The sequence below is a fragment of the Haloarcula salina genome, assembly GCF_010119195.1.
Classification (GTDB): Archaea; Halobacteriota; Halobacteria; order Halobacteriales; family Haloarculaceae; genus Haloarcula; species Haloarcula salina.
Genome location: NZ_WRXL01000003.1, coordinates 505,967 through 525,781, shown reverse-complemented (window position 1 = coordinate 525,781; position 19,815 = coordinate 505,967). Strand labels below are relative to the sequence as shown.

20 protein-coding genes are annotated in these 19,815 nt (G+C 69.8%); 14 read left to right on the top strand and 6 right to left on the bottom strand.

Annotation, left to right across the window (positions count from 1 at the left end; all coding sequences use genetic code 11):
- Window positions 1-60 precede the first annotated feature (60 nt).
- From GM656_RS11055 to GM656_RS11045, 4 genes are all read left to right on the top strand, one after another.
- Entirely contained in the window at window positions 61-687 is a 627-nt protein-coding gene (locus tag GM656_RS11055) for an archaellin/type IV pilin N-terminal domain-containing protein (RefSeq protein ID WP_162413716.1), read from the top strand.
- Window positions 688-748: 61 nt separating this feature from the next.
- A complete protein-coding gene (gene alaS, locus GM656_RS11050) occupies window positions 749-3,532 on the top strand; it encodes an alanine--tRNA ligase (protein WP_162413715.1) in 2,784 nt (927 codons plus the stop codon).
- Between the two features lie 242 nt (window positions 3,533-3,774).
- Window positions 3,775-3,930 (top strand): hypothetical protein, encoded by a 156-nt coding sequence (locus tag GM656_RS19120; RefSeq protein WP_174242971.1) that lies wholly within the window; start codon window positions 3,775-3,777, stop codon window positions 3,928-3,930.
- A 3-nt stretch (window positions 3,931-3,933) separates the two neighbouring features.
- Window positions 3,934-4,125, top strand: coding sequence for a hypothetical protein (locus GM656_RS11045; RefSeq protein ID WP_162413714.1), 192 nt, complete (start codon window positions 3,934-3,936; stop codon window positions 4,123-4,125).
- Between the two features lie 42 nt (window positions 4,126-4,167).
- Here GM656_RS11045 and GM656_RS11040 read toward each other — a convergent pair whose 3' ends face one another.
- Window positions 4,168-6,030 carry a cation:proton antiporter domain-containing protein gene (locus GM656_RS11040; protein ID WP_162413713.1) on the bottom strand — a complete coding sequence of 621 codons (1,863 nt, stop codon included), beginning with the start codon at window positions 6,028-6,030 and terminating at the stop codon, window positions 4,168-4,170.
- A gap of 82 nt (window positions 6,031-6,112) precedes the next feature.
- Here GM656_RS11040 and GM656_RS11035 point away from each other — a divergent pair, with 82 nt between their 5' ends.
- The 8 genes from GM656_RS11035 to GM656_RS11000 all read left to right on the top strand — a co-directional run bounded on the left by GM656_RS11035 (window position 6,113) and on the right by GM656_RS11000 (window position 11,466).
- On the top strand, window positions 6,113-6,874 hold the full coding sequence (locus GM656_RS11035; RefSeq protein ID WP_162413712.1) for an alpha/beta fold hydrolase: 762 nt from the start codon (window positions 6,113-6,115) through the stop codon (window positions 6,872-6,874).
- Between the two features lie 77 nt (window positions 6,875-6,951).
- Window positions 6,952-7,539, top strand: coding sequence for an imidazoleglycerol-phosphate dehydratase HisB (gene hisB / locus GM656_RS11030; RefSeq protein ID WP_162413711.1), 588 nt, complete (start codon window positions 6,952-6,954; stop codon window positions 7,537-7,539).
- Between the two features lie 69 nt (window positions 7,540-7,608).
- A complete protein-coding gene (locus GM656_RS11025; protein WP_162413710.1) occupies window positions 7,609-8,112 on the top strand; it encodes an ACT domain-containing protein in 504 nt (167 codons plus the stop codon).
- 77 nt (window positions 8,113-8,189) lie between these two features.
- On the top strand, window positions 8,190-8,624 hold the full coding sequence (locus GM656_RS11020) for a hypothetical protein (RefSeq protein ID WP_162413709.1): 435 nt from the start codon (window positions 8,190-8,192) through the stop codon (window positions 8,622-8,624).
- 44 nt (window positions 8,625-8,668) lie between these two features.
- Window positions 8,669-9,022 carry a DUF4260 family protein gene (locus GM656_RS11015; protein ID WP_162413708.1) on the top strand — a complete coding sequence of 118 codons (354 nt, stop codon included), beginning with the start codon at window positions 8,669-8,671 and terminating at the stop codon, window positions 9,020-9,022.
- The gene (locus tag GM656_RS11010; RefSeq protein ID WP_162413707.1) at window positions 9,022-9,339 is read left to right on the top strand and encodes a 2Fe-2S iron-sulfur cluster binding domain-containing protein; all 318 of its coding nucleotides are present in this window, start codon (window positions 9,022-9,024) and stop codon (window positions 9,337-9,339) included. Before GM656_RS11015 ends, GM656_RS11010 begins: the two co-directional genes overlap by 1 nt.
- 73 nt (window positions 9,340-9,412) lie before the next feature.
- The gene (locus GM656_RS11005; protein ID WP_162413706.1) at window positions 9,413-10,015 is read left to right on the top strand and encodes an IMPACT family protein; all 603 of its coding nucleotides are present in this window, start codon (window positions 9,413-9,415) and stop codon (window positions 10,013-10,015) included.
- Between the two features lie 98 nt (window positions 10,016-10,113).
- Entirely contained in the window at window positions 10,114-11,466 is a 1,353-nt protein-coding gene (locus GM656_RS11000; RefSeq protein ID WP_162413705.1) for a hypothetical protein, read from the top strand.
- Between the two features lie 25 nt (window positions 11,467-11,491).
- Here GM656_RS11000 and ygfZ read toward each other — a convergent pair whose 3' ends face one another.
- From ygfZ to mutL, 4 genes are all read right to left on the bottom strand, one after another.
- Window positions 11,492-12,577 (bottom strand): CAF17-like 4Fe-4S cluster assembly/insertion protein YgfZ, encoded by a 1,086-nt coding sequence (gene ygfZ / locus GM656_RS10995; RefSeq protein WP_162413704.1) that lies wholly within the window; start codon window positions 12,575-12,577, stop codon window positions 11,492-11,494.
- 38 nt (window positions 12,578-12,615) lie between these two features.
- Window positions 12,616-13,845 (bottom strand): carboxypeptidase regulatory-like domain-containing protein, encoded by a 1,230-nt coding sequence (locus GM656_RS10990; RefSeq protein WP_162413703.1) that lies wholly within the window; start codon window positions 13,843-13,845, stop codon window positions 12,616-12,618.
- Window positions 13,846-13,897: 52 nt separating this feature from the next.
- The gene (locus tag GM656_RS10985; protein WP_162413702.1) at window positions 13,898-14,842 is read right to left on the bottom strand and encodes a sugar kinase; all 945 of its coding nucleotides are present in this window, start codon (window positions 14,840-14,842) and stop codon (window positions 13,898-13,900) included.
- Window positions 14,843-14,914: 72 nt separating this feature from the next.
- Entirely contained in the window at window positions 14,915-17,062 is a 2,148-nt protein-coding gene (gene mutL / locus GM656_RS10980; RefSeq protein ID WP_162413701.1) for a DNA mismatch repair endonuclease MutL, read from the bottom strand.
- A 162-nt stretch (window positions 17,063-17,224) separates the two neighbouring features.
- On the opposite strand from mutL, the gene GM656_RS10975 reads away from it, so the two are divergent.
- Together GM656_RS10975 and GM656_RS10970 are read left to right on the top strand one after the other, a co-directional pair.
- Window positions 17,225-17,380, top strand: a complete 156-nt coding sequence (locus GM656_RS10975; RefSeq protein WP_241692750.1) for a hypothetical protein — start codon at window positions 17,225-17,227, stop codon at window positions 17,378-17,380.
- Between the two features lie 145 nt (window positions 17,381-17,525).
- Window positions 17,526-18,782, top strand: coding sequence for an HAD family hydrolase (locus tag GM656_RS10970; RefSeq protein WP_162413699.1), 1,257 nt, complete (start codon window positions 17,526-17,528; stop codon window positions 18,780-18,782).
- Window positions 18,783-18,788: 6 nt separating this feature from the next.
- On the opposite strand, the gene GM656_RS10965 is transcribed toward GM656_RS10970, so the two are convergent.
- On the bottom strand, window positions 18,789-19,649 hold the full coding sequence (locus tag GM656_RS10965) for a hypothetical protein (RefSeq protein WP_162413698.1): 861 nt from the start codon (window positions 19,647-19,649) through the stop codon (window positions 18,789-18,791).
- Window positions 19,650-19,815: the final 166 nt, after the last annotated feature.

Here is a 19,815-nt window from a genome sequence, read left to right as displayed (position 1 = left end):
GTCTGATAACTGGTGGGTGAGTATTATGTATAACTGGATAGTAGAGTATCAGTAACTGAAATGGATCGATCACGACCGACGGATGGGCCCGACGACCGGGGGCAGGTGGGGATCGGGACGCTCATCGTGTTCATCGCGATGGTGCTCGTTGCGGCCATCGCCGCCGGCGTCCTGATCAACACGGCCGGGTTCCTCCAGAGTTCGGCCGAGGCCACGGGCCAGCAGTCGAGCGACTCGACGACGAGCCGCATCCAAGTGGTCAGCATGACCGGCGACCACTTCACGGGGGACAACGAGGTCGGCGTCGTCAACGTCACGGTGAAGAAAGGGCCGGGCGCGAGCAACGTCGACCTCCACAAGACAACGATCCAGTGGATCGGCCCGAGCGGGTCCTACTACCAGCTCGCGTCGGGCGGCGCACAGGGGAGCCCGGACGGGCGGTTCCACATCTCGGCCGTCCAGGACGACGACGGGTCCCAGCCGGTCCTCAACGACCTCGAAGACCGCTTCACGCTCTCACTCGATCTCGGGACGTCGTCCGAGGTCAACGGAGCCCAGCCGTTCGGCGAACCGCTCCCGGAGGGCGAGACGGCGACGCTGCGCGTCTCCTCGCCCGCCGGCGGGATGACGGTCGAGGAGATCGTCGTCCCGAAGACGCTGTCCGGCGAGTCCGCCGTGACGGTGTGACGACCGGAAAAGCGGCCCCCTTCGGAACAGTTTTAGGCGAACGTGGGCCAACTGTACCCCAATGAGCGACCTCGACGAGGCCTACCAACTCGACTATTTCGACGAGGCGGGATTCCGACGCCAGGAGTGTGTCTCCTGTGGCGCGAAGTTCTGGTCTCGGACCGATCAGGACACCTGCGGCGAACCTCCCTGCGCGGAGTACGACTTCATCGACAACCCCGGGTTCGACGAGGCGTACTCGCTGACGGAGATGCGCGAGGCGTTCCTCTCCTTTTTCGAGGAGCGCGACCACGAGCGGATCGAACCCTATCCGGTCGCCGCCAACCGCTGGCGCGACGACGTGCTGTTGACTCAGGCGTCCATCTACGACTTCCAGCCGCTCGTCACCTCCGGCACGACGCCGCCGCCGGCGAACCCGCTGTGCATCAGCCAGCCCTGCATCCGGATGCAGGACATCGACAACGTCGGCAAGACCGGCCGGCACACGATGGCCTTCGAGATGATGGCCCACCACGCGTTCAACGCCCGCGAGGACCTCGAAGACCCCGAACAGTACGCCTACCAGGGCGAGGTGTACTGGAAGGACGAGACCGTCGAGTACTGCGTCGAGCTGTTCGAGGAACTGGGGGCCGACGCCGACGAACTCACGTTCATCGAGGACCCGTGGGTCGGCGGGGGCAACGCCGGACCCGCGTTCGAGGTCATCTACCGCGGGGCCGAGCTGGCGACGCTCGTCTTCATGTCGATGGAGCAGGACCCCGACGGCGACTACGAGATGAAAGACGGGAACCGCTACTCGGAGATGGACACCTACATCGTCGACACCGGCTACGGGCTGGAGCGGTGGACCTGGATGTCACAGGGGACGCCGACGGTGTACGAGGCGGTCTACCCCGACATGATCGCCTTCCTCAAGGACAACGCCGGCATCGAGCTCACCGACGAGGAGGAGGCCGTCGTCCACGAGGCCGCGAAGCTCGCGGGACGGATGGACATCGACGAGGCCGAGGACATCGAGGCCGAGCGCGACACCATCGCCGCCGAGGTCGGCGTCGAAGTCGAGGAACTTCGGGACCTGATGGCCCCGCTAGAGGACATCTACGCCATCGCCGACCACTGCCGGACGCTCGCGTACATGCTCGGCGACGGCATCGTCCCCTCGAACGTCGGGACGGGCTACCTCGCGCGGATGGTCCTGCGGCGCACGAAGCGGCTGGCCGACGGGGTCGGCGTCGACGCGCCGCTAGACGAACTCGTCGACATGCAGGCCGAGCGACTGGGCTACGAGAACCGCGACACAGTTCGGGACATCGTCCGCACCGAGGTCGAGAAGTACCGCGAGACGCTCGACCGCGGCGGTCGCCGCGTCCGGCAGTTGGCCGAGGAGTACGCCGAGCGCGGCGAGGCCATCCCGATCGAAGAACTGGTCGAACTGTACGACTCCCACGGCATCCAGCCGGACATGGTCGAGGAGATCGCCGCCGAGAAGGGCGTCGACGTGGCCGTGCCCGACGACTTCTACTCGGTCGTGGCCCAGCGCCACGGCGGCGGTGACGGAACCACCGAGGAGACACAGACGCCCTACGCAGACCAGCTCGCGGAGCTGCCCGAGACCGACCAGCTCTACTACGAGGACCAGCAGCGGACGGAGTTCGAGGCGGTCGTCCTCGAGGTGTTCGACCGCGACGACGACACCTTCGACGTGGTGCTCGACCAGACGATGTTCTACCCCGAGGGCGGGGGCCAGCCACCGGACCACGGGACGCTGTCGACCGACGACGTGACCGCCGAAGTGACGGACGTACAGCGCTACGGCGACGTGATCGTCCACACCTGCGACGAGGACCCCGGCAAGGGCGAGTTCGTCCGCGGGCAGGTCGACGCCACCCGGCGCAAGCGCCTGATGCAACACCACACCGCGACGCACCTCGTCATCCACAGCGCCCGGCAGATCCTCGGCGAGCACGTCCGTCAGGCCGGCGCGCAGAAGGGGACCGACTCCTCGCGAATCGACATCCGCCACTACGAGTCGGTCACCCGCGAGCAGGTCAAGCGGATCGAGGCGCTCGCCAACGAGATCGTCCAGGACAACGTCGCGGTCACCCAGGAGTGGCCGGACCGCAACGAGGCCGAGGAGCGCCACGGCTTCGACCTCTACCAGGGCGGCATCCCGGCCGGCGAGCAGATCCGGCTCATCAAGGTCGCCGACGACGTGCAGGCCTGCGGCGGCACGCACGTCGCCCGGACCGGCGACATCGGGACCATCAAGCTGCTCGGGACCGAGCGGATTCAGGACGGCGTCATCCGGCTGTCGTTCGCCGCCGGTAACGCGGCCATCGAGGCCACCCAGCGCACCGAGGACGCGCTCACGGAGGCGTCGGAGATCCTCGACGTGGCCCCCGAGGCGGTCCCGGAGACCGCCGCGCGCTTCTTCGACGAGTGGAAGGCCCGCGGCAAGGAGATCGAACAGCTCAAGGAACAGCTCGCCGAGGCCCGCGCCAGCGGCGGCGCGGACAGCGAGGAGGTCGACGTGGGCGACGTGACGGCCGTCGTCCAGCGCATCGACGCCGACATGGACGAGCTGCGCGCGCAGGCCAACGCGATCGTCGAACAGGGCAAGATCGCGGTGCTGGGCTCGGGGCTCGACGGCGCGCAGTTCGTCGTCTCCGTCCCCGAGGGCGTCGAGGTCGACGCCGGCGAGGTCGTCGGCGAACTGGCCGGCCGCGTCGGCGGCGGCGGCGGCGGCCCGCCGGACTTCGCGCAGGGCGGCGGCCCGGAGGCCGAGGCGCTCGACGACGCGCTCGACGACGCGCCGGAGATCCTCAGAACCGTCGCGAACGCCTGAGCGCCGTCCCACAGTCTGGAACCGCACGCGATTCGGCCGCGTTCTCGTCTCGCTCGACCGCCGAGCCGCGGCACCGCCTCCGGAGCGCCGACCGACCCCCGCGAGCGAGTGTTCGATTCGACGGCGGTTTTCCGTTCGAATGCACCGCGAGTGGCTTCCGAATTCAATTACATTTACGGATATAAGGTGTATGTGGATATACTTCCAAAAGTATTTTTAGTAAGTGCCCGTTCATCACAGATATGAGCGGGAAACCTGAGATGTCGCACGTTCAGTCCCACACCGAGTACGTTCGGTCACGCCGGACGTGCCCGGGCTGTGGGACCGGCGTGCCCGTCGAGTCGAGTCGCGCTGCCCCACCGCTGTGTGAGAACTGCCGCCCGAAGCCCACCGCCTGACTCATGAGTGTTACCACCGAGCCCCCGTCGGACACCGAGCTGACCGAGACGCCGGAGTTCGAACTGGACTGCCTGTACGACGACCCCGAGAACCCCTCGGAACTCACCATCTTCGCCTCGGACATCCAGAAGTCCGTCACCGAGTGGATGACAGCCGACCGGTCGGCGACCGTCTCGCTCGATCAGATTCGGTAGTCACCGCCCGTTTTTCGCCGCTGTTTCACTCTCGCGACCCCGCTACTCGCCCCGGCACAGCGCCCGGGCGTCCCGCATCGCCTCGTTCGTCTCGCACACCAGCGTCAGGTGGTCGCCGTCGTCGAGGCGGAAGTCGCTGTCTGGGACCCGCTCGTCGCCGTCGCGGCTCACCATCGCCACCAGACAGCCGTCCGGAAGCTCCTCGACGGCCGATCCGACCGTTCGATCGATCAGCGAGTCGTTCGACAGTTCGACCTCGAGCACGTCGCCGGTGCGGGCGGAGTCGGCGAGCCACTGGGCGAGCGCAGGCCGCTCGACCGCGTCGTCGATGGCGTCGGCGACGGCGAAGCCCGCCGAAATCGTCTCCACGTCGAGGTCCTCGAAGGCCGCGACGTTGTCCGGCTGGTTCGCCCTGGCGACGACGGTGTCGACGCCGAAGCGCGTCGTCGCGAGCTGGGCGACCAGGAGGTTCACGTCGTCGTCCGCAGTGGCGGCGACGACGACGCCCGCCCGCTCCGCGCCGGCCCGGTCGAGGACGGCGGCGTCGGTCGCGTCGCCGCTGACGACGCGGTGGCCGTCCGCCCGGACCCGCTCGACGGTGTCCGGGTCCCTGTCGATCAGGACCACCTCCTCGCCGCGGGACTCGTAGCGCGTGGCCAGTTCCCGGCCGACCCGGCCGGCGCCGACGATGAGCGTTTGCATGGGGAGTATGTCGAGGGCTTGCGCGAAGTGTCGGGCCAGCCCGCCTTGAAACATGACGGTCGCGAAGATGACGAGAAAGACCGTGCCGACGAGGACCGTCGCGGCCGCGGGGTCGTCCGGCCGGAGTTCGATGGCGAACAGCGTGGCGACGCTGGCGGGGACGATGCCGCGGGGCCCCATCGCGCCGACGAAGGCCCGCTCGCGGAGCGTCAGCCGACCGCCGAGCGTCGAGAGGAACACGCCGAGCGGGCGCAGGAGCGCGACGACGACGATGACGACGACGAGGCCGCCGATGCCGAGCGCGCGCAGGTCGTCGAGCGAGAGCTGGGCGGCGAGGACGACGAACACGAACGAGAGGACGAACAGCGTGATGCCGCCCTTGAAGTCGGCGACGTCCTCCTCGTGAGGGATGTCCGCGTTCCCCATCACGATGCCGGCGACGGCCGCTGCCGCGATGCCGGCCTCCGAGAGCAGGCCGCCCCCGACGGCGTACGCGATGATCGCTGCGGTGAGGACCACGACGCGGGCGTTCTGTGGCGCGTTCCCCGTCGAGAGGTTCAGCCGCTTGAGCAGCGCCGCGACGCCGCCGCCGACGAGCACGCCGACGGCGATCCCGACCAGCAGGCGAGCGACGAACGCCTCGACGACGACCAGCGGCGACGAGCGGCTGGCGACGACGAACTCGAAGGTCGCGACCGCGAGGATGGCGGCGATCACGTCGTTGATGATGCCCTCGGTCTCCAGCGCGGCGGCGACCCGCTCGCGGACCGGGACGACCTGCATGATGGGCGTGATGACCGTCGGCCCCGTGGCGATGAGGAGGCTCCCGACGAGGACGGCCACGGGCCAGCCGGTCCCGAAGACGACCCTGACGGCGACGGCGGTCCCGACGAGCGAGACGAACGCACCGACCGTCACGAGGCCGAGGGCTTCACGCGACGCCTCGCGGACCCGCTCGACGGTGAGGTGGTAGGCCCCCTCGAAGACGATGATGCCGACGCTGAGCCCGACGATGGCCTGGAGGCCGGTCTGGCCGAACATCGCCGGGTCGACCAGTCCGAGCGCCTGCGGGCCGACGAGCACGCCGGCGACCAGCAGGAAGGCGACGCTGGGGATCTTGAGCCAGTCGCCGACCAATTGTGCGGTGACCCCCAGGCTCACGACGAGCGCGACCGCTCCGATGAGTGACGCTGCTTCGGACACGTGCCTGCTGGCGGTTCAGCGGCCAGCGTCAAAGGCCTACCCACCGAAAGAGACAGGCCGCCGCCGCGGGAACCGAGAGACGATGCCGACTGTCAGCACTCACGGGGCGTCGATACACTACGAGACCGACGGCGACGGCCCCACCGTGGTCTTCGTCAATGACGTGGGCTACGGCGCGTGGCTGTGGGGCTGGCACAACGACGCCGTCGCCGGCCCCTCCGAGACGGTCGTGTGGGACCTCCCGGGAACCGGCCGCTCGGACGCGTCCGACGGACCGCTCGACGTGGCGACGCTCGCGGCCGCCCTCGAAGCCGTGCTCTCGGACCACGGCGTCGCGAACGCCCACCTCGTCGGGGCCGGCCTCGGCGGGATGGTCGCGCTCCGGTACGCCCACCGCTACAACCGCGCCCGGACACTGACGCTGTACTGCACGGCCGCGTCGGGCGACGCCGTAGACGAGGCGGCGCTCTCGGGCCTCGCGCTCGGGGGACCGGACTCGCTCGACGGCGCGTTCTCGCCGGCGTTTCGCGACGGCGCGCCCGACCTGTTCGAGCAGATTTCGACCTGGCGCGCCGATGAGGACGCGACCGGCGACGCCCGCGCCGCGCAGGCCGCGGCGATGGCCGGGTTCGACGCGCCGCCGCTGTACGAGGTCACCCAGCCGACGGAGGTGTACTACGGGCTGGACGACCCGGTGGTCGCGCCCGAGGACGCGGAATCGCTGGCGGCAAACCTGCCCCGCGGGAGCGCCGCGGCCGTCGAGGGCCGCCACTGCTGTTACGTCGAGCACGCGCCGGCGGTGACCGACCGGCTGCTGGCGATGCTGGACGAGCACGCCGACTGAGAGAGGTCGCCGCGGTGCTTTCGTCTCCGCCCCCAGCGGACGCAATCCCCATATACGCGGACCGAGACGGTGTACGTATGACCGACCGGACGGCGGCCGTCACGCGGACGACGGCCGAGACGGACATCGAAGTCACGCTCGACGTGGACGGCGACGGCGACAGCACCGTCGACACCGGCATCGGCTTCTTCGACCACATGCTCGACTCGTTCTCGACCCACGGCCTGTTCGACCTGACCGTGCAGTGCGACGGCGACCTGGAGATCGACGACCACCACACCGTCGAGGACGTGGCCATCGCGCTCGGCGAGGCGTTCACCGAGGCGCTGGGCGACAAGCGCGGCATCCGGCGCTTCGCCGACCGCAAGGTCCCGCTCGACGAGGCCGTCGCCGGCGTCGTCGTGGACGTCTCCGGCCGGCCGTACTTCGCCTTCGACGGCGCGTTCTCGCAGGCCGCGGTCGGCGGGATGACCAGCCACATGGCGAAGCACTTCTGTCGCTCGCTCGCGACGAACGCCGGGCTGACGCTGCACTGCGAGGTCGACGGCGAGAACGCTCACCACGAGGTCGAGGCGCTGTTCAAGGGCCTCGCGCGGGCCCTCGACGACGCGACGCGCATCGACGAGCGGCGCTCCGACGTGGCGAGCACGAAGGGCGAACTGTAAGCCGACTCCGCAGAGCCGTCCGCTGCCCGCTGTCGGCAGCGATTAGTGACTCCGCGCGGACCACATCGTATGTTCGACGAGATCATGCAGAAGTTCGAGGACTCCCCCGGCCAGCAGGACGTGATCCGCCTGCTGCTCGAACGTGGGTTCTCGGTCAACGAGGAGGGGCGGGTGGTCTCCGGCGGCATCGAGATCCCGAACACGGGCATCGCCCGCGAGGCCGGCGTCGACCGCCGCGTCGTCAACGCCACCACCGACGCCATCCTCGCCGACGACGACCTGCGGCGCATCTTCCGGAACATCTCCTCCGTCCCGAGCCTGCTCGACCTCGCGCCCGTCCTCGACCTGCACGCGATCACCGTCACCGTGCGGGCCGCCGACGAGTCCGGCATCGTCTCGACGGTCACGAACGCCATCGCCGACCGCGACATCTCCATCCGGCAGGTGCTCAGCGAGGACCCCGAATTCACCGACGAGCCGAAGCTGTACGTCATCACCGACGCGGAGCTCCCCGGTGACCTCATCAACGAGATCCGCCGGCTGCCGTTCGTCCGCACCATCGAACTGGCCTGACTCGCCACGCCGGCGGCGCATCGGCGACGGCGAGACAGCGTCGCTCATTTGGCGGTGGCCGCGCTAGTCGTCGGCAGATGAACCGGACGTTCATGCGGACGCTGCTCGTCGAGGAGTCGTTCGCCTACGGGTTCACCATCGCCTTTTGGGGGTCGGGACTGCTCCTCATCGAGGAGTTCGGCCTGCTACAGACCGCCAGCATCCTGGCGTACGCGACCGGGACGATCACCGGGTTCGGCCTGCTCGCGCTGGCGGCGTTCGGGAGCCCGGTCGAGACCGTCGACGCCGACGCCTCGCCCTCCTATCACGTCCTGGCCGCAGTCCACTACCTGGCGGCGCTCGTCCCCATCGGCGTCACCCACTACGTCGTCGCCGCGCCGCTGGGAAAACACGTCACGCTCTTTCTCTCCGGCGCGCTCGTCGCCGTCTGTTACAACGTCTTCGCCGCGCTGGAGGAGGGCGTCTCGGTGCTCCTCCGGCGGGCCGAAAAGCGGTCCGCGGACGGCGGGTGAGCGGGCAGACAAACGGTTTTCAGCGCGTCGTCCGTCTAGTTGGTATGGACCCTCGCCTGCTCGTCCGCCTCGAAGGGGCGCTCGTCGGCGGCGGTGCGGCCGCGCTGTACGCCCTCCAGGGCCGGTCGCCGCTGTTCTTCGTCGCGCTCATTCTCGCCCCGGACCTCTCGATGGTGGGGTATCGACGCGGCAAGCGGGTCGGTGCGGCCACGTACAACGCCGCCCATACGTACCTCGGGCCGGGGCTGCTCGCCGCGGTCGGCGTCCTCGCCGCCGCCGACCTCGCCGTCGGCGTGGCGCTGGTCTGGACCGCCCACATCGGGGCGGACCGGCTGTTCGGGTTCGGCCTGAAGTACGCCGATCGCGAGTTCGGCGACACGCATATCCAGCGGCTCTGATGTCGGCGAGCATCACCGTCGAGATGCCGAACGGCGACGCCCGCGAACTCGCGGCCGAGCCCGGCGCGATCCTCCGGGACGTGCTGCTCGACGCGGGGCTGTCCCCCCACGGCCGGTACGCCCGGCGAGTCAACTGCGGCGGACGGGGCGTCTGTGCGACCTGCGGCGTGCGCCTCGCCGCGCCGCCGGACCCCGACCACTGGCACGACGACCTCGCCGACCGATTCGGCTACCCGCGGCTGTCCTGTCAGCTACGGGTGCGCGACGGGATGACCGTCCGCCTGCTCGACAAGCGCGTCTGGGGGGCGCGAGAGTGAGCCCGACGGTGGCCGAAAACCGGCCCCGAACGCAACGACAAACGCTATTCCGTCGGCAGGGCTACGCCGAACCGTGACGGAGAGCTATCGGACGGTCGCCGGCCGCGGCGAGGCCCGCTTCGAGGTTCGGGGCTCCGAGTTCATCGGCCACGTCGCGCCGGCGGCGACCGCCGAGGCGGCCGAGACGTTCGTCGAGCGCGTCGGCGAGGAGTACGCCGACGCGACGCACAACGTCCCCGCCTACCGCGTCCGCGCCGACCCCTTCCGCGAGTACTCGAGCGACGACGGCGAGCCGAGCGGCAGCGCCGGCGGCCCCGCGCTGAACGTCCTCCAGCAGCGCGGGATCGAGAACGTCGTCGCCGTCGTGACGCGCTACTACGGCGGGACGAACCTCGGCGTCGGCGGGCTCGCCCGCTCGTACTCGCGGGCGGTCAGGGACGGCGTCGACGCCGCCGGCGTCGTCGATGAGGTCCCCCACGAGCAGTTCACCGTGACCGTCGCGTACGACGACTCCGGGAGCGTCCGCGGCCTGCTCGAATCCGCCGGCGTCGATTTCGAGGCGGACTACGAAGCAGACGTGACGTTCGCGGTGCGCGTTCCGACCGACGAGGGCAACGCACTCCGGGACCGCATCCGGAGCGCGACCAGCGGGCGGGCGGCCATCGAAACCGAGTGACGCTCCGCGATGGGCCGACCACCCTGAATGATTTGTACCACGGGCGTCACGTTCGAAGTGTGACAGGCGACAGGTCCCGTCGTGCGTTTCTCGCCCACGTGGGAACGTTGGCCGCGGCGTCGTGGGCGAGTGCGACCACGACATCCGCACAGGAGCAGCCCGGGCCGTCGTCGTTCGTGCCGGCCGAGCACGGGTTCGGGTTCCGGAACTGGTCGCTGAGCGACCAGTACTTCGAGGACCCGCCGCAGCCGGATCCCGCGACGGTCCGCGAGCGGATCCGCGAGGAGTGGAGCGACAAAGCGCGAGCGGTCCTCGGTCTCGGCCCGGGGAAGTTACCCTCCGCGCTGGTCGACGCGCTCGCGCGACAGCTCCGGGCGGCGGTGGTCCAGCGCGCGGGGACGAACGGCCACTGCTACGGGATGATTCTGTCGGCACAGCGGTACTTCGACCGACCGGAGACGATGCCGGTGGACCGGCCGACGGCGAGCGATATCGAGGTCCCGACGGTCCCGCTCGACGACCCGGCGGCCCCCGTGTACGACGACATCGTCACGTCTCAGGCCGAACAGTACTTCCGTTTTCGCTCCTGGGTCGGCCGCCAGGCGGTCGTGTACGCGGACCGGATCGACACGGCGCAACTGCTCGACCACATCCGGTCAGTCATCGAGACCACCGGAAAGGCGTCGCTGTTCCTGTTCGACGGTTCGCTGAACGGCCACCAGGTCCTCGCGTACGACTACCGGACGGACGGCGAATCGGTTCGGATCCCGATCTACGACCCGAACTGGTCGGCGCTGGCCTATCAGCAGCGGACGCCGGAACTCCGGTTCACGCGGGACGGCGACACGGCGTCGATGCGACCCTACCGCCAGTACACGACGGTCGTGTTCAACCGCTACGACCAGATCGAGCGGGCGACGGGCCACTCGGACGTGGGGCCGTTGGACCACGTGACGATCGACCGGGCGACGGCCCGCGAGGAACTGTTCCCCACGATGGTCGTCACGGCCGACACCGCCGCGGTGAACGTCACCGCGGTCGGACCGCGCGGCAGGGAACTGGAGCGGATCGAGAGCGAGCACATGGACCGGTCGCGAGGGCGGTACCCGCGACTGCGCCGGCGACACGGGGCCGCACCCGGCACGTACCGGCTCGGCGTGTACGGAACCGACGAGACCGACTACGAGCTATCCGTCGTCGTCGCCGACACCGAGGGCGCGATCGTGGACGTGACCAGAACCGCGAGCATCGGCGTCGACGAGCGCCACGAGTACGACCTGGAGATCACGGACGCGGGCGACGGGACGCTGTCGAGAGTTCGGCGGTCCGGCTCGGGCCCGACAGTGTGGACCGCGGCGGGCGCGCTGGGCGGCGCTGCGGTCGGCGCGCTCGGCTATCGAGCGGTCAGCGAGCGACGCGAAGGGAGCGAAGCCGACGGCGAAGACGGGTGAGACGGCCGAACGCCCGCGCTTCGGATCACTCGTAGGCCGGCAGGCGCGCCGACCGCGCCGACCCGTCGACGAATGGCAGGTCGACGCGCTGTGCGCCGACCGGGTCGCCGTCGACGCGCACCGTCAGCGACGCCGCGGGCAGGTCCCAGTCGACGGTCGCCAGCGCGATGGGTGCCTCCCGCATCGGGCTCTGTCCGGCGCGGCTCACCTCGCCGACGTGCTCGTCGCCGGCGAACACCGCCGCCCCGGGGGCCGGGACGGCTTCCACGGCGAGGCCGACGAGGCGCTGTGTCGGGTGGCCGCGGTTCTCGATTCGCGAGACGACCTCCTGGCCGACGTAACACCCCTTCTCGAAGTCGAGCGCGTTGCGGAGCCCGAGGTCGTTCGGGAGCGCGCCGGCGATCTCGGTGTCGAACAGCGGCGATCCGGCCTCGAGCGTCAGCGTCTCCCAGGTCCGGTAGCCGAAGGGGACGGCGTTCAGCCCGCGGTTGACCAGCGTGTCGAACACCGCTTCGGCGTCGGCCGCGCCACAGACCACGTCGTAGCTCTCCTCGCCGGCGAGGTTGTCGGTCCGGACGACCGTGACGCCGGCGTCGCCGAGTTCGCCGCGCTCGAAGGTCAAAACGTCTTCGGGCGTGCCGGTCTGGTGGAGGACGCTCGCGATCTTCTCGGTCGCCTTCGGCCCGTGGACGCCGAAGACGGCGAAGTCGTCGGTCGCGACCTCGAAGTCGACGTCCTGGATGAACGTCTTCTCGTCCCACTCCGCGGCGAGGGCGGCGGCCGTCTGGGGCGGCGTGAACACGAGCAGGCGCTCGCCGGCGTTGTAGACGTACATGTCCGTGTCGACGCGGCCGTCGGGGTCGAGCAGGAGGGCGTAGCAGCCGGCCCCGTCCTCGCTGGGAACGCGGTTCGAGACGGCGTTGTCGACGTACTCGACGCGGTCCTCGCCGGTGACGACGATGACGCCGTAGCCGTGCTCGATCGTCCCGACGACGTTTCGGACCGCGCGGTGGGTCCGCTCGGGCCGGCCGTACGTGTCGACGACGCGGCGACCACCGACCTCCCTGAACGTCGCTCCGTGGGCCTCGTGGACGCTCCGAAGAACAGTCATTGGTCAGTCATGCGTCCCTCGCGGGGAAAAGCGTCCCGCTACAGGTGGCGTGCGAGCAGCGCCGCGGCGAGCAGCGCGAGCGCCGCCAGTCCAGCCGTGAAGCCCGGGCCGCCCGCGTCGGTGGTCCCAGTCGGGGTCTGTTCCTGCGTCGGGGCCGGCGTCGCCGCGCCGCCGTCACCGTCCGCCGAGACCCCGGTGACGTTCGCGGTCGCGGAGAGGTCGTCGGCTGTCGCCGTGAAGGTGACGTTGCCGGCCGATGGGACGGTCGCGGACAGTTCGCCCTCGGCGTCTGTCAGGCCGACCTCCGACCCGCCCTGACTCACCGTCGCGTTCGCCACCGGCTCGCCGTACTCGTCGACGACGGTGAGGCGAACGGTCTCGCCGACGACGACGCGCCGGTTCGTCGGCGTGAGCGTGAGCGCCGGGGTCCGCTGGATCGCCACGTCGATGGCGGTCTCGCTCTCGTCGACGCGGACGGTCCGGTCGACCGTCTCGTACCCGTCTTTGGTGACCGTCACGTCGTATCTGTCGTTGACCGGAACGCTGACCGACGCGGTTCCGTCAGAGAGCGTCGGAACGGTCCCGGAGAAGCCGTTGTCCGAGGAGATACTGACGGTCGCGTCGCGGATCGGCCGCGGGTCGTCGAAGTAGTCGTCCGCGACGGACGCCCGCAGCAGGACCGCGCCCTCTCTGAGCTGGATCGTCGCGCTCGTCTCCCCCGAGACGTCGACGCTGGTCAGGTTGCGGTAGAACCCCGGCTTCGTGACGATGACGCGGTACTCGCCCTCCTCGACCGGCTTCGTGGTGACCGAGCCGTCTCCGCCCGCGTTCCGGTCGACCACGTAGTTCCCGTCGCGGTACAGCCGGATTCGGGGGTTCTCGACCGGGTCGCCGTCGGCGTTCACGGCCCGAACGGTCGCCGTCGCGGACTCGGAGACGTCGACCTCGACGGCCTGCGTCTCGGCGTCGACGACTTCGACCGGGACGTTCCGGACGTACCGGTCGTCGTGGATTTGGATGGTCACGTTCGCGCCCGCCGGCACGTCGACGAGCGCCTGGCCGTTCGCGCGCGTCGTCTCGTTGACTGGCCCGCCCGCCCCGTCGTCCCACCTTGCGGAGATGTCCACGTCGCTTATCGTGTCTCCGTCCTGATCGACGACGGTGACGGTGAGCGTCACCTGCGACTGTGCGGCAACGGTTCCTGACGCTGTAGTCCCCACCAGCAGCGCCACGAGGCAGACGACGAACGCATCACGGTAAGCAGCCATATTTCACTAATTAACTGGATGGACATAAATCTCTATTGGCGTTAGGAGCCGCCTACGGCCGACGTGACTGCTGAGACTCAGCGAGGTGCGTGACTTCGTCGGGTTCCAGCGGCGTCATCGGCCCCGACATCGTCCGGGCGAGCGCGGCCGCGGCGACGCCGTGGAGCAGCGCCTCGTCCGTCGCGGCCCCATCGGCCAACTGCTGGAGGACCGCGCCGACGAGCGCCTCGTGCTGACCGGATTCGTCGATGGCGTCCGTCTCGATGGCGTCCTGCTCGTGGACGACGCCGTCGTGGTAGGCCACCGCGCCGTACTCGCTGCGGGTGAGGACCACGCGGTTGAGGTCGTACTCGGTGGCGAGGGTGTGGACCAGTTCGCGCGGCGTGCCCGCCTTCCCGAAGACGGCCGTCGCCTGGTCCTCGGCGACGAAGAGCACGTCGACGGCCGGAAGCAGGTCGCCCAGCGCGTCGCGGGCCGTCTCGGCGTCCCAGAGGCCGGGGTGGAAGTCGAGGTCCAGAGCGCGCGTCCCTGCGGCCGCTCTGAGCAGCGCTCCGGTCGTGTCCGCGGCGGTCTCGGAGAGGGACAGAGTCGTCCCCGAGGTGAACACCACGTCGGCGTTCTGTATCGCCCCCATCGGCATCTCGCCGGGGGTCACCGTCGCCATCGCGGTCTCGGTCCGGTCCTGCAGGAGGCGGGCGCGCCGGGGCGCCGTCGCGTCCTCGTAGAACGTCAGTCCCTGCCGGCCCGTCTCCGGGTCGGCCCAGATCACGTCGGTCTCCAGTCCGAACTCGTGGAGTTCCGCGACCACTCGCCGTCCGAGCGGCGTGTCGGGGACCTTCGAGAGCCAGCGGGCGTCGGCGCCGAGGCGGCCGGCCGTCGCCGCGACGTTGCTCGCGGTGCCGTCGACGCGGATGGTGGCCTCGCGAGCGGTCTCGAAGCGCTGGCCGTCTGGAGGGGCGAATCTGAGGGCGGTCTCGCCGAACGTTACGATCGACATACCGTGCCCATTGTGAGACGTAGGTTTAGTTTAATCGGCCGTATCAGTCACCGAAATCACGGTGCCAGTTCGCTACCGTCGACGGCCGCCGTGACCGGGGTAGTCCCGCTCGAAGCGGTCTTCGAGCTCCCGCGCGTCGATGTGGATGAGCGTCGGCCGGCCGTGCGGGCAGGCGTAGGGGTTCTCGCAGTCGTCCAGTTCCGCCAGCAGGTCCCGGACCGATCCGTCCGTGAGCGAAGTGTTGCCCGTCACCGACGGGTAGCAGGCGAGGTCGCCGAGCAGTTCGTCGGCGGCCGCCTCGACGGTCGCGGCCGCCTCGTCGTCGCCCGCCACGAACGCGCCCAGCACGTCCCGCACGATGTCCGGCCCGGCGGCCTCGGCGACGACGCCCGGGAGCGTCCGGACCTCGACGGTCCGCTCGCCCGTGCGGGCGGTGTGGAAGCCGAGGCTCGCCAGCGCGTCGCTGCGCTCGTCGAACACCGCGGCCTCGCGGGCGGTGAGTTCCAGTTCGACGGGGTCGGCGAGCGCCTGCGTCGTCGTCTCGCCCTCGAACTCGGCCTTCAGTCGCTCGTAGTTGATCCGCTCGTCGGCCGCGTGCTGGTCGACCAGGACGAGGCCGTCGTCGGTCTCGGCGACGACGTAGGTGTCGGCCAACTGCCCGAGAATCCGCATCGACGGCAGGGAGTCGTGGTCCCCTTCGGGCGCGTCCCCGAGGCGGGCCTGTTGCTGCCCGCCGGAGAACTTGCGGTCCGATCCGTCTGCCGGCGTTCTGGCTCGGTCGGTGGTGTGTGGGTCGCTACCTCCACCCGAAACGCTGCCCCCGCTGTCACGGACGCCCGATTCGCCGGACTGCGCGCCGTTCGAATCTGTCGTCGAGGACCGTTTCGTGTCGACCCTGTGACTCGATTCGGTCGTCCCGGCGCTCGTGGCGCTGCTGTCCGCGGGAGCACCGGACGCCGTCGAGGGGTCGTCGCCGGGCGAGTCGGGCGAGTCGGGCGAGTCGACATGCTCCAAGTCCGATGATTCAGCGGTCGAAGCGTCCGCCGTCGCGTCGTCCACCGGCGTGGACTCAGTTCCGTCACGAGACGTGGAGTCGCTCTGTTCGGCCGAGTCGCGTCCGCCTGGCGAGTCGGGCGCGATCTCCGTCTGTTCGGGGGCGGACCGCCCGCGCGGGGCCGTCGAGCGCAACAGGCCCTCGCGCAGGAGCGCGTCCTGGACGGCCGTGCGGACCTGCTCGCGGACGCCCTCGTCGTCGGCGAAGCGGACCTCCATCTTTCGGGGGTGGACGTTCACGTCCACGTCGCCGGCCGGCACGTCGAGGAAGAGGACGGCGAAGGGGTAGCGGTCGGGCGCGATCTGGGTGCCGTAGGCGTCGACGACGGCGTCCCGGACCGTACCGGCGCGGACGTACCGGCCGTTGACGTACGTCGAGAGGTACTCGCGGCCGGCGCGGTTCGTCTCGGGGTGCGAGACGAGGCCGCTGACGCCGTCGAGCGGGCCGTCGGGGAGGCCGTCGCCGTCGCGGTCGGTCTCGGTCGCCGCCTCGACGGGGATCATCGACTCGGCGACCTCTCGGCCGTAGACCGACATGACGGTCTCGCGGCGGTCGCCCTGCCCGGTCGTCGAGAACGTCTCGCGGTCGCCGTGGGTCAGCGAGACGGCCACGTCGGGGTTCGCCAGCGCGTAGCTGGCGACGACGGTGTTGACGTGGGCGAACTCCGTCGACTCCTGTTTGAGGTACTTCCGGCGGGCCGGGACGTTGTAGAACAGGTCGTCGACCTCGATGGTCGTGCCCTCCGGACAGCCCGCGGGGCCGACGGACGTGACCTCGCCGCCCTCGAGGACGAGTTCGGTCCCCACGTCGCCCCCGCGCGGTCGGGTCTCGATCGTCAGCCGCGACACCGCGCCGACGGCGTGCAGCGCCTCGCCGCGGAAGCCGAGCGTGCCGACGCCGGCCTCGAGGTCGGCGATGTCGTTGATCTTCGACGTGGTGTGTTTCTCGACGGCCCGCTCGACGGCCTCGCGGTCCATCCCCACGCCGTCGTCGGTGACGCGGATGCCGTCGGTCCCGCCGCTCCGAACCGTTACGTCCACCCGGTTCGCGTCGGCGTCGATGGCGTTCTCGACCAGTTCCTTCACGACGGAGGCCGGCCGCTCGACCACCTCGCCGGCCGCGATGCGTTCGACGGTCCGGTCGTCGAGTCGCTGGATGTCGGTCATAGCTGGCCCCGCATGCTCTTGCCCCCGGCTACCGCTCGGAGCGACTTGAGACTGTCTGCTGGCAGGCGTGCATCCACCCATGAAAATAGTTAACACGACACAGTACCGAGCGTCGATCGGTGAGACGCCATGTGCCACCACAGAGGCGAGAATCGACCGTGGATGGAGCGTTCGACCGCCCGTGAACGCGACGAAGCGGCCGGTGACGAGGAGGAGGCAGGCGAACTGCCGTCGTTCCTCAACGAGGAGGGCGTCGAGACGGAAATCGTGACCGACGGCGGCGACGGGGACGACACCGACGACGGAGTCGACGAATAAGAGGACGACACGACGACGGCCTCGGCGGTCCCGGCGGGCCGCCGAACGCGCTTTTTTCGGGACACGACGGACCGACCGGGCGCGGCGCAAACCCGATAGGTAAAGTGCGCTCGCCGATACACGCTACCTATCCTGTGGATTCGCTATGGAGCAATACGACCAACTCTACCGCCTCTATCAGGGCACCGATACGACGACGCTGCGCGGCTACCAGGAGTTCGTCGACCTGTTTCCGCCGCTCAGTTCGACGGTCGCGCTGGAGCAGTGGGAGACCGCCAGCGACCGCCTCGAGGAACTCAAGGGCGAGATCACCGACGACTTCCCCGGCACCGGCGACACCTACGCCGAGATCGCGGCCCGACTGACCCGCGACGAGGCCTTCACCGCGCTGGACCTCTACTCGAAGTACGACCGGTCGGTGAACGCGCTCGTCCTCGACGTTGACGAGACGCTCCGGTCGGCCGGCGACACCGACAACGAGATTCCCCGCGACACGCTGTACCTGCTCACCCAGTTCCACGAGGAGGGCGTCCCGATCATCGTCTGCACCGGCCAGACCCTGGAGAACGTCAAGGGCTTCATGATCCAGGGGCTGGGTAACGACCTCGTCTCGTCCGGACGAATGAGCATCGTCTACGAGTCCGGCAACGGCGTGTTCACGCCCAAGCACGGCCAGGACACCAAGCGCCTGCTGTACGAGCGCCTCGACGACGCCGTCGTCGACGTGTTCGAGCACGTCCGCGGCCGCGTCCTCTCGGAGGCCCCCGAGGACGTGCGCCACCGCTGTCACCTCCAGGGAAACGAGTTCAACGTCACGCTCAAGCCCAACGCCGAGGTCGGGAGCGACGACGCCGTCGAGATCATCGACGAGTCGCTGCGCTACCTCTGCGGGCTGGTCGGCGAGGCCATCGCCGCGCAGGTCGACGCCGACGTGGCCGACCCGGCGGGCTACGCGCGGTCGTACTTCAGCCGCGACCCCGAGATTCTGGACGTGCTGCAGGCCGGCGGCCTGTCGACAGACGCCGACATCAGCGACGCGCCCGACGCCTTCCGCGACATCGTCGAGCGGGTCGACCTCGGCTACTACGAGGGCGACGCGGCCGAACTGGTCAGCCTCGAACTCGACAAGTCCGCCGGCGTCGAGGAGGCCTTCGACGTGCTCGGCATCGACGACCCGTTCGCGCTCGTGATGGGCGACAGCAAGAGCGACTTGCGGGTGATGCGCTGGGTCGAGGACCACGACGCGGGCATCGCCGCCGCGCCCGCCCACGCCTCCGGCGACGTGGTCGACCACGTCAGCAGCCGCGACGACCTGCTCTACGAGGCCGGCGACGCCGCCAGGGTGCTGCGGACCGTCTACGGCATCAGCCTCGTCGAGCGCCTGGACGAGCAGGGCGAGTAGCGTATTTTACCGCTCGTCGGGCGTGGGCGACCCAACCGAATCCCCGCGCTCCTCCGTCCACGGCCCAACCGACGGCGATTCGGGGTCGATGTCCGCGACGAACCCCATCGTCACGAAATTCAGCGCCAGTCCGAGGACGCTCCCGCCGGCGAGACCGACCAGCAAGCCGACGAGCGGGACCGAGACCACGACGACGCTGACGAACGGCGACACGAGGAGGACGAATCCCGCATAGCCGGCGGTATACGCGAAGTACGGGCCGCCGTCGACGGCCAGTTCGTACGAGCCGCGGGCCGCCGCGACGAGTCCCGTCTCGCGCAGCACGACGAGGTACGGCGTCGCCCAGAGCAGGTAGCTCGCGACCAGCCACACCGGCAGGAGGACGAGCACGGCGACGACCGCACCCCCGTCGAGGGATCCGAGGCCGAACACGCCCAGTGCGACCGGGACGACGACGAGGTACGGCAGGGCCGTGATGACGAGGAACGGTCCGAAATACGCTCCCGCGCTCGCCGCGAAACTGCGGTCGCGGTCGACCAGCGCGGCCGCGATCGCCCCGAAGTATCCCGCGTGGAGAGCGGCTTCGAGGGCGACAATCGCCGGAACGAGGGTGGCCGCGAACGGGTGCGACAGTGGCAGTCCGGTGGTGACGGTCACCCCGGAACTCGGCGGGTCGACGAACTGCCAGACGGTCACCACCGACGCCGGAATCCCCAGTCTGAGACCGATGTGGACCCCGTCGAAGGCGAGCACGGAGCCGATCTTGTCCGTCTGGACGAGCGCGAGCACCAGCGGGACGAGCGCCAGCGGCAGGTGGTCGAGCGCCCGCTCCCAGCCGTCGGCCAGCCGGGTCCAGAACGACGGCATCAGGGACTCACCGTCCTGTCTGTCGGGGCGACCGAACCGAGTCGGACACCAGAGACGCGTCGCTGCGATCGGGTCGCACGTTCGGCGGAGGGCATCGACTCCGGTATCCGGCGCCGATCCGATACGCGTTTCGATGCCGCCGTCCCGTGCCACATATTTATCACGG

What these genes read in the sequence shown, in the direction of transcription:
- GM656_RS11055 (WP_162413716.1), top strand. Translation starts at nt 61, where the DNA reads ATGGATCGATCACGACCGACGGATGGGCCCGACGACCGGGGGCAGGTG.
- alaS (WP_162413715.1), top strand. Translation starts at nt 749, where the DNA reads ATGAGCGACCTCGACGAGGCCTACCAACTCGACTATTTCGACGAGGCG.
- GM656_RS19120 (WP_174242971.1), top strand. Translation starts at nt 3,775, where the DNA reads ATGAGCGGGAAACCTGAGATGTCGCACGTTCAGTCCCACACCGAGTAC.
- GM656_RS11045 (WP_162413714.1), top strand. Translation starts at nt 3,934, where the DNA reads ATGAGTGTTACCACCGAGCCCCCGTCGGACACCGAGCTGACCGAGACG.
- GM656_RS11035 (WP_162413712.1), top strand. Translation starts at nt 6,113, where the DNA reads ATGCCGACTGTCAGCACTCACGGGGCGTCGATACACTACGAGACCGAC.
- hisB (WP_162413711.1), top strand. Translation starts at nt 6,952, where the DNA reads ATGACCGACCGGACGGCGGCCGTCACGCGGACGACGGCCGAGACGGAC.
- GM656_RS11025 (WP_162413710.1), top strand. Translation starts at nt 7,609, where the DNA reads ATGTTCGACGAGATCATGCAGAAGTTCGAGGACTCCCCCGGCCAGCAG.
- GM656_RS11020 (WP_162413709.1), top strand. Translation starts at nt 8,190, where the DNA reads ATGAACCGGACGTTCATGCGGACGCTGCTCGTCGAGGAGTCGTTCGCC.
- GM656_RS11015 (WP_162413708.1), top strand. Translation starts at nt 8,669, where the DNA reads ATGGACCCTCGCCTGCTCGTCCGCCTCGAAGGGGCGCTCGTCGGCGGC.
- GM656_RS11010 (WP_162413707.1), top strand. Translation starts at nt 9,022, where the DNA reads ATGTCGGCGAGCATCACCGTCGAGATGCCGAACGGCGACGCCCGCGAA.
- ygfZ (WP_162413704.1), bottom strand. Translation starts at nt 12,577, where the DNA reads ATGACTGTTCTTCGGAGCGTCCACGAGGCCCACGGAGCGACGTTCAGG.
- GM656_RS10990 (WP_162413703.1), bottom strand. Translation starts at nt 13,845, where the DNA reads ATGGCTGCTTACCGTGATGCGTTCGTCGTCTGCCTCGTGGCGCTGCTG.
- GM656_RS10985 (WP_162413702.1), bottom strand. Translation starts at nt 14,842, where the DNA reads ATGTCGATCGTAACGTTCGGCGAGACCGCCCTCAGATTCGCCCCTCCA.
- mutL (WP_162413701.1), bottom strand. Translation starts at nt 17,062, where the DNA reads ATGACCGACATCCAGCGACTCGACGACCGGACCGTCGAACGCATCGCG.
- GM656_RS10975 (WP_241692750.1), top strand. Translation starts at nt 17,225, where the DNA reads ATGGAGCGTTCGACCGCCCGTGAACGCGACGAAGCGGCCGGTGACGAG.
- GM656_RS10970 (WP_162413699.1), top strand. Translation starts at nt 17,526, where the DNA reads ATGGAGCAATACGACCAACTCTACCGCCTCTATCAGGGCACCGATACG.
- GM656_RS10965 (WP_162413698.1), bottom strand. Translation starts at nt 19,649, where the DNA reads ATGCCGTCGTTCTGGACCCGGCTGGCCGACGGCTGGGAGCGGGCGCTC.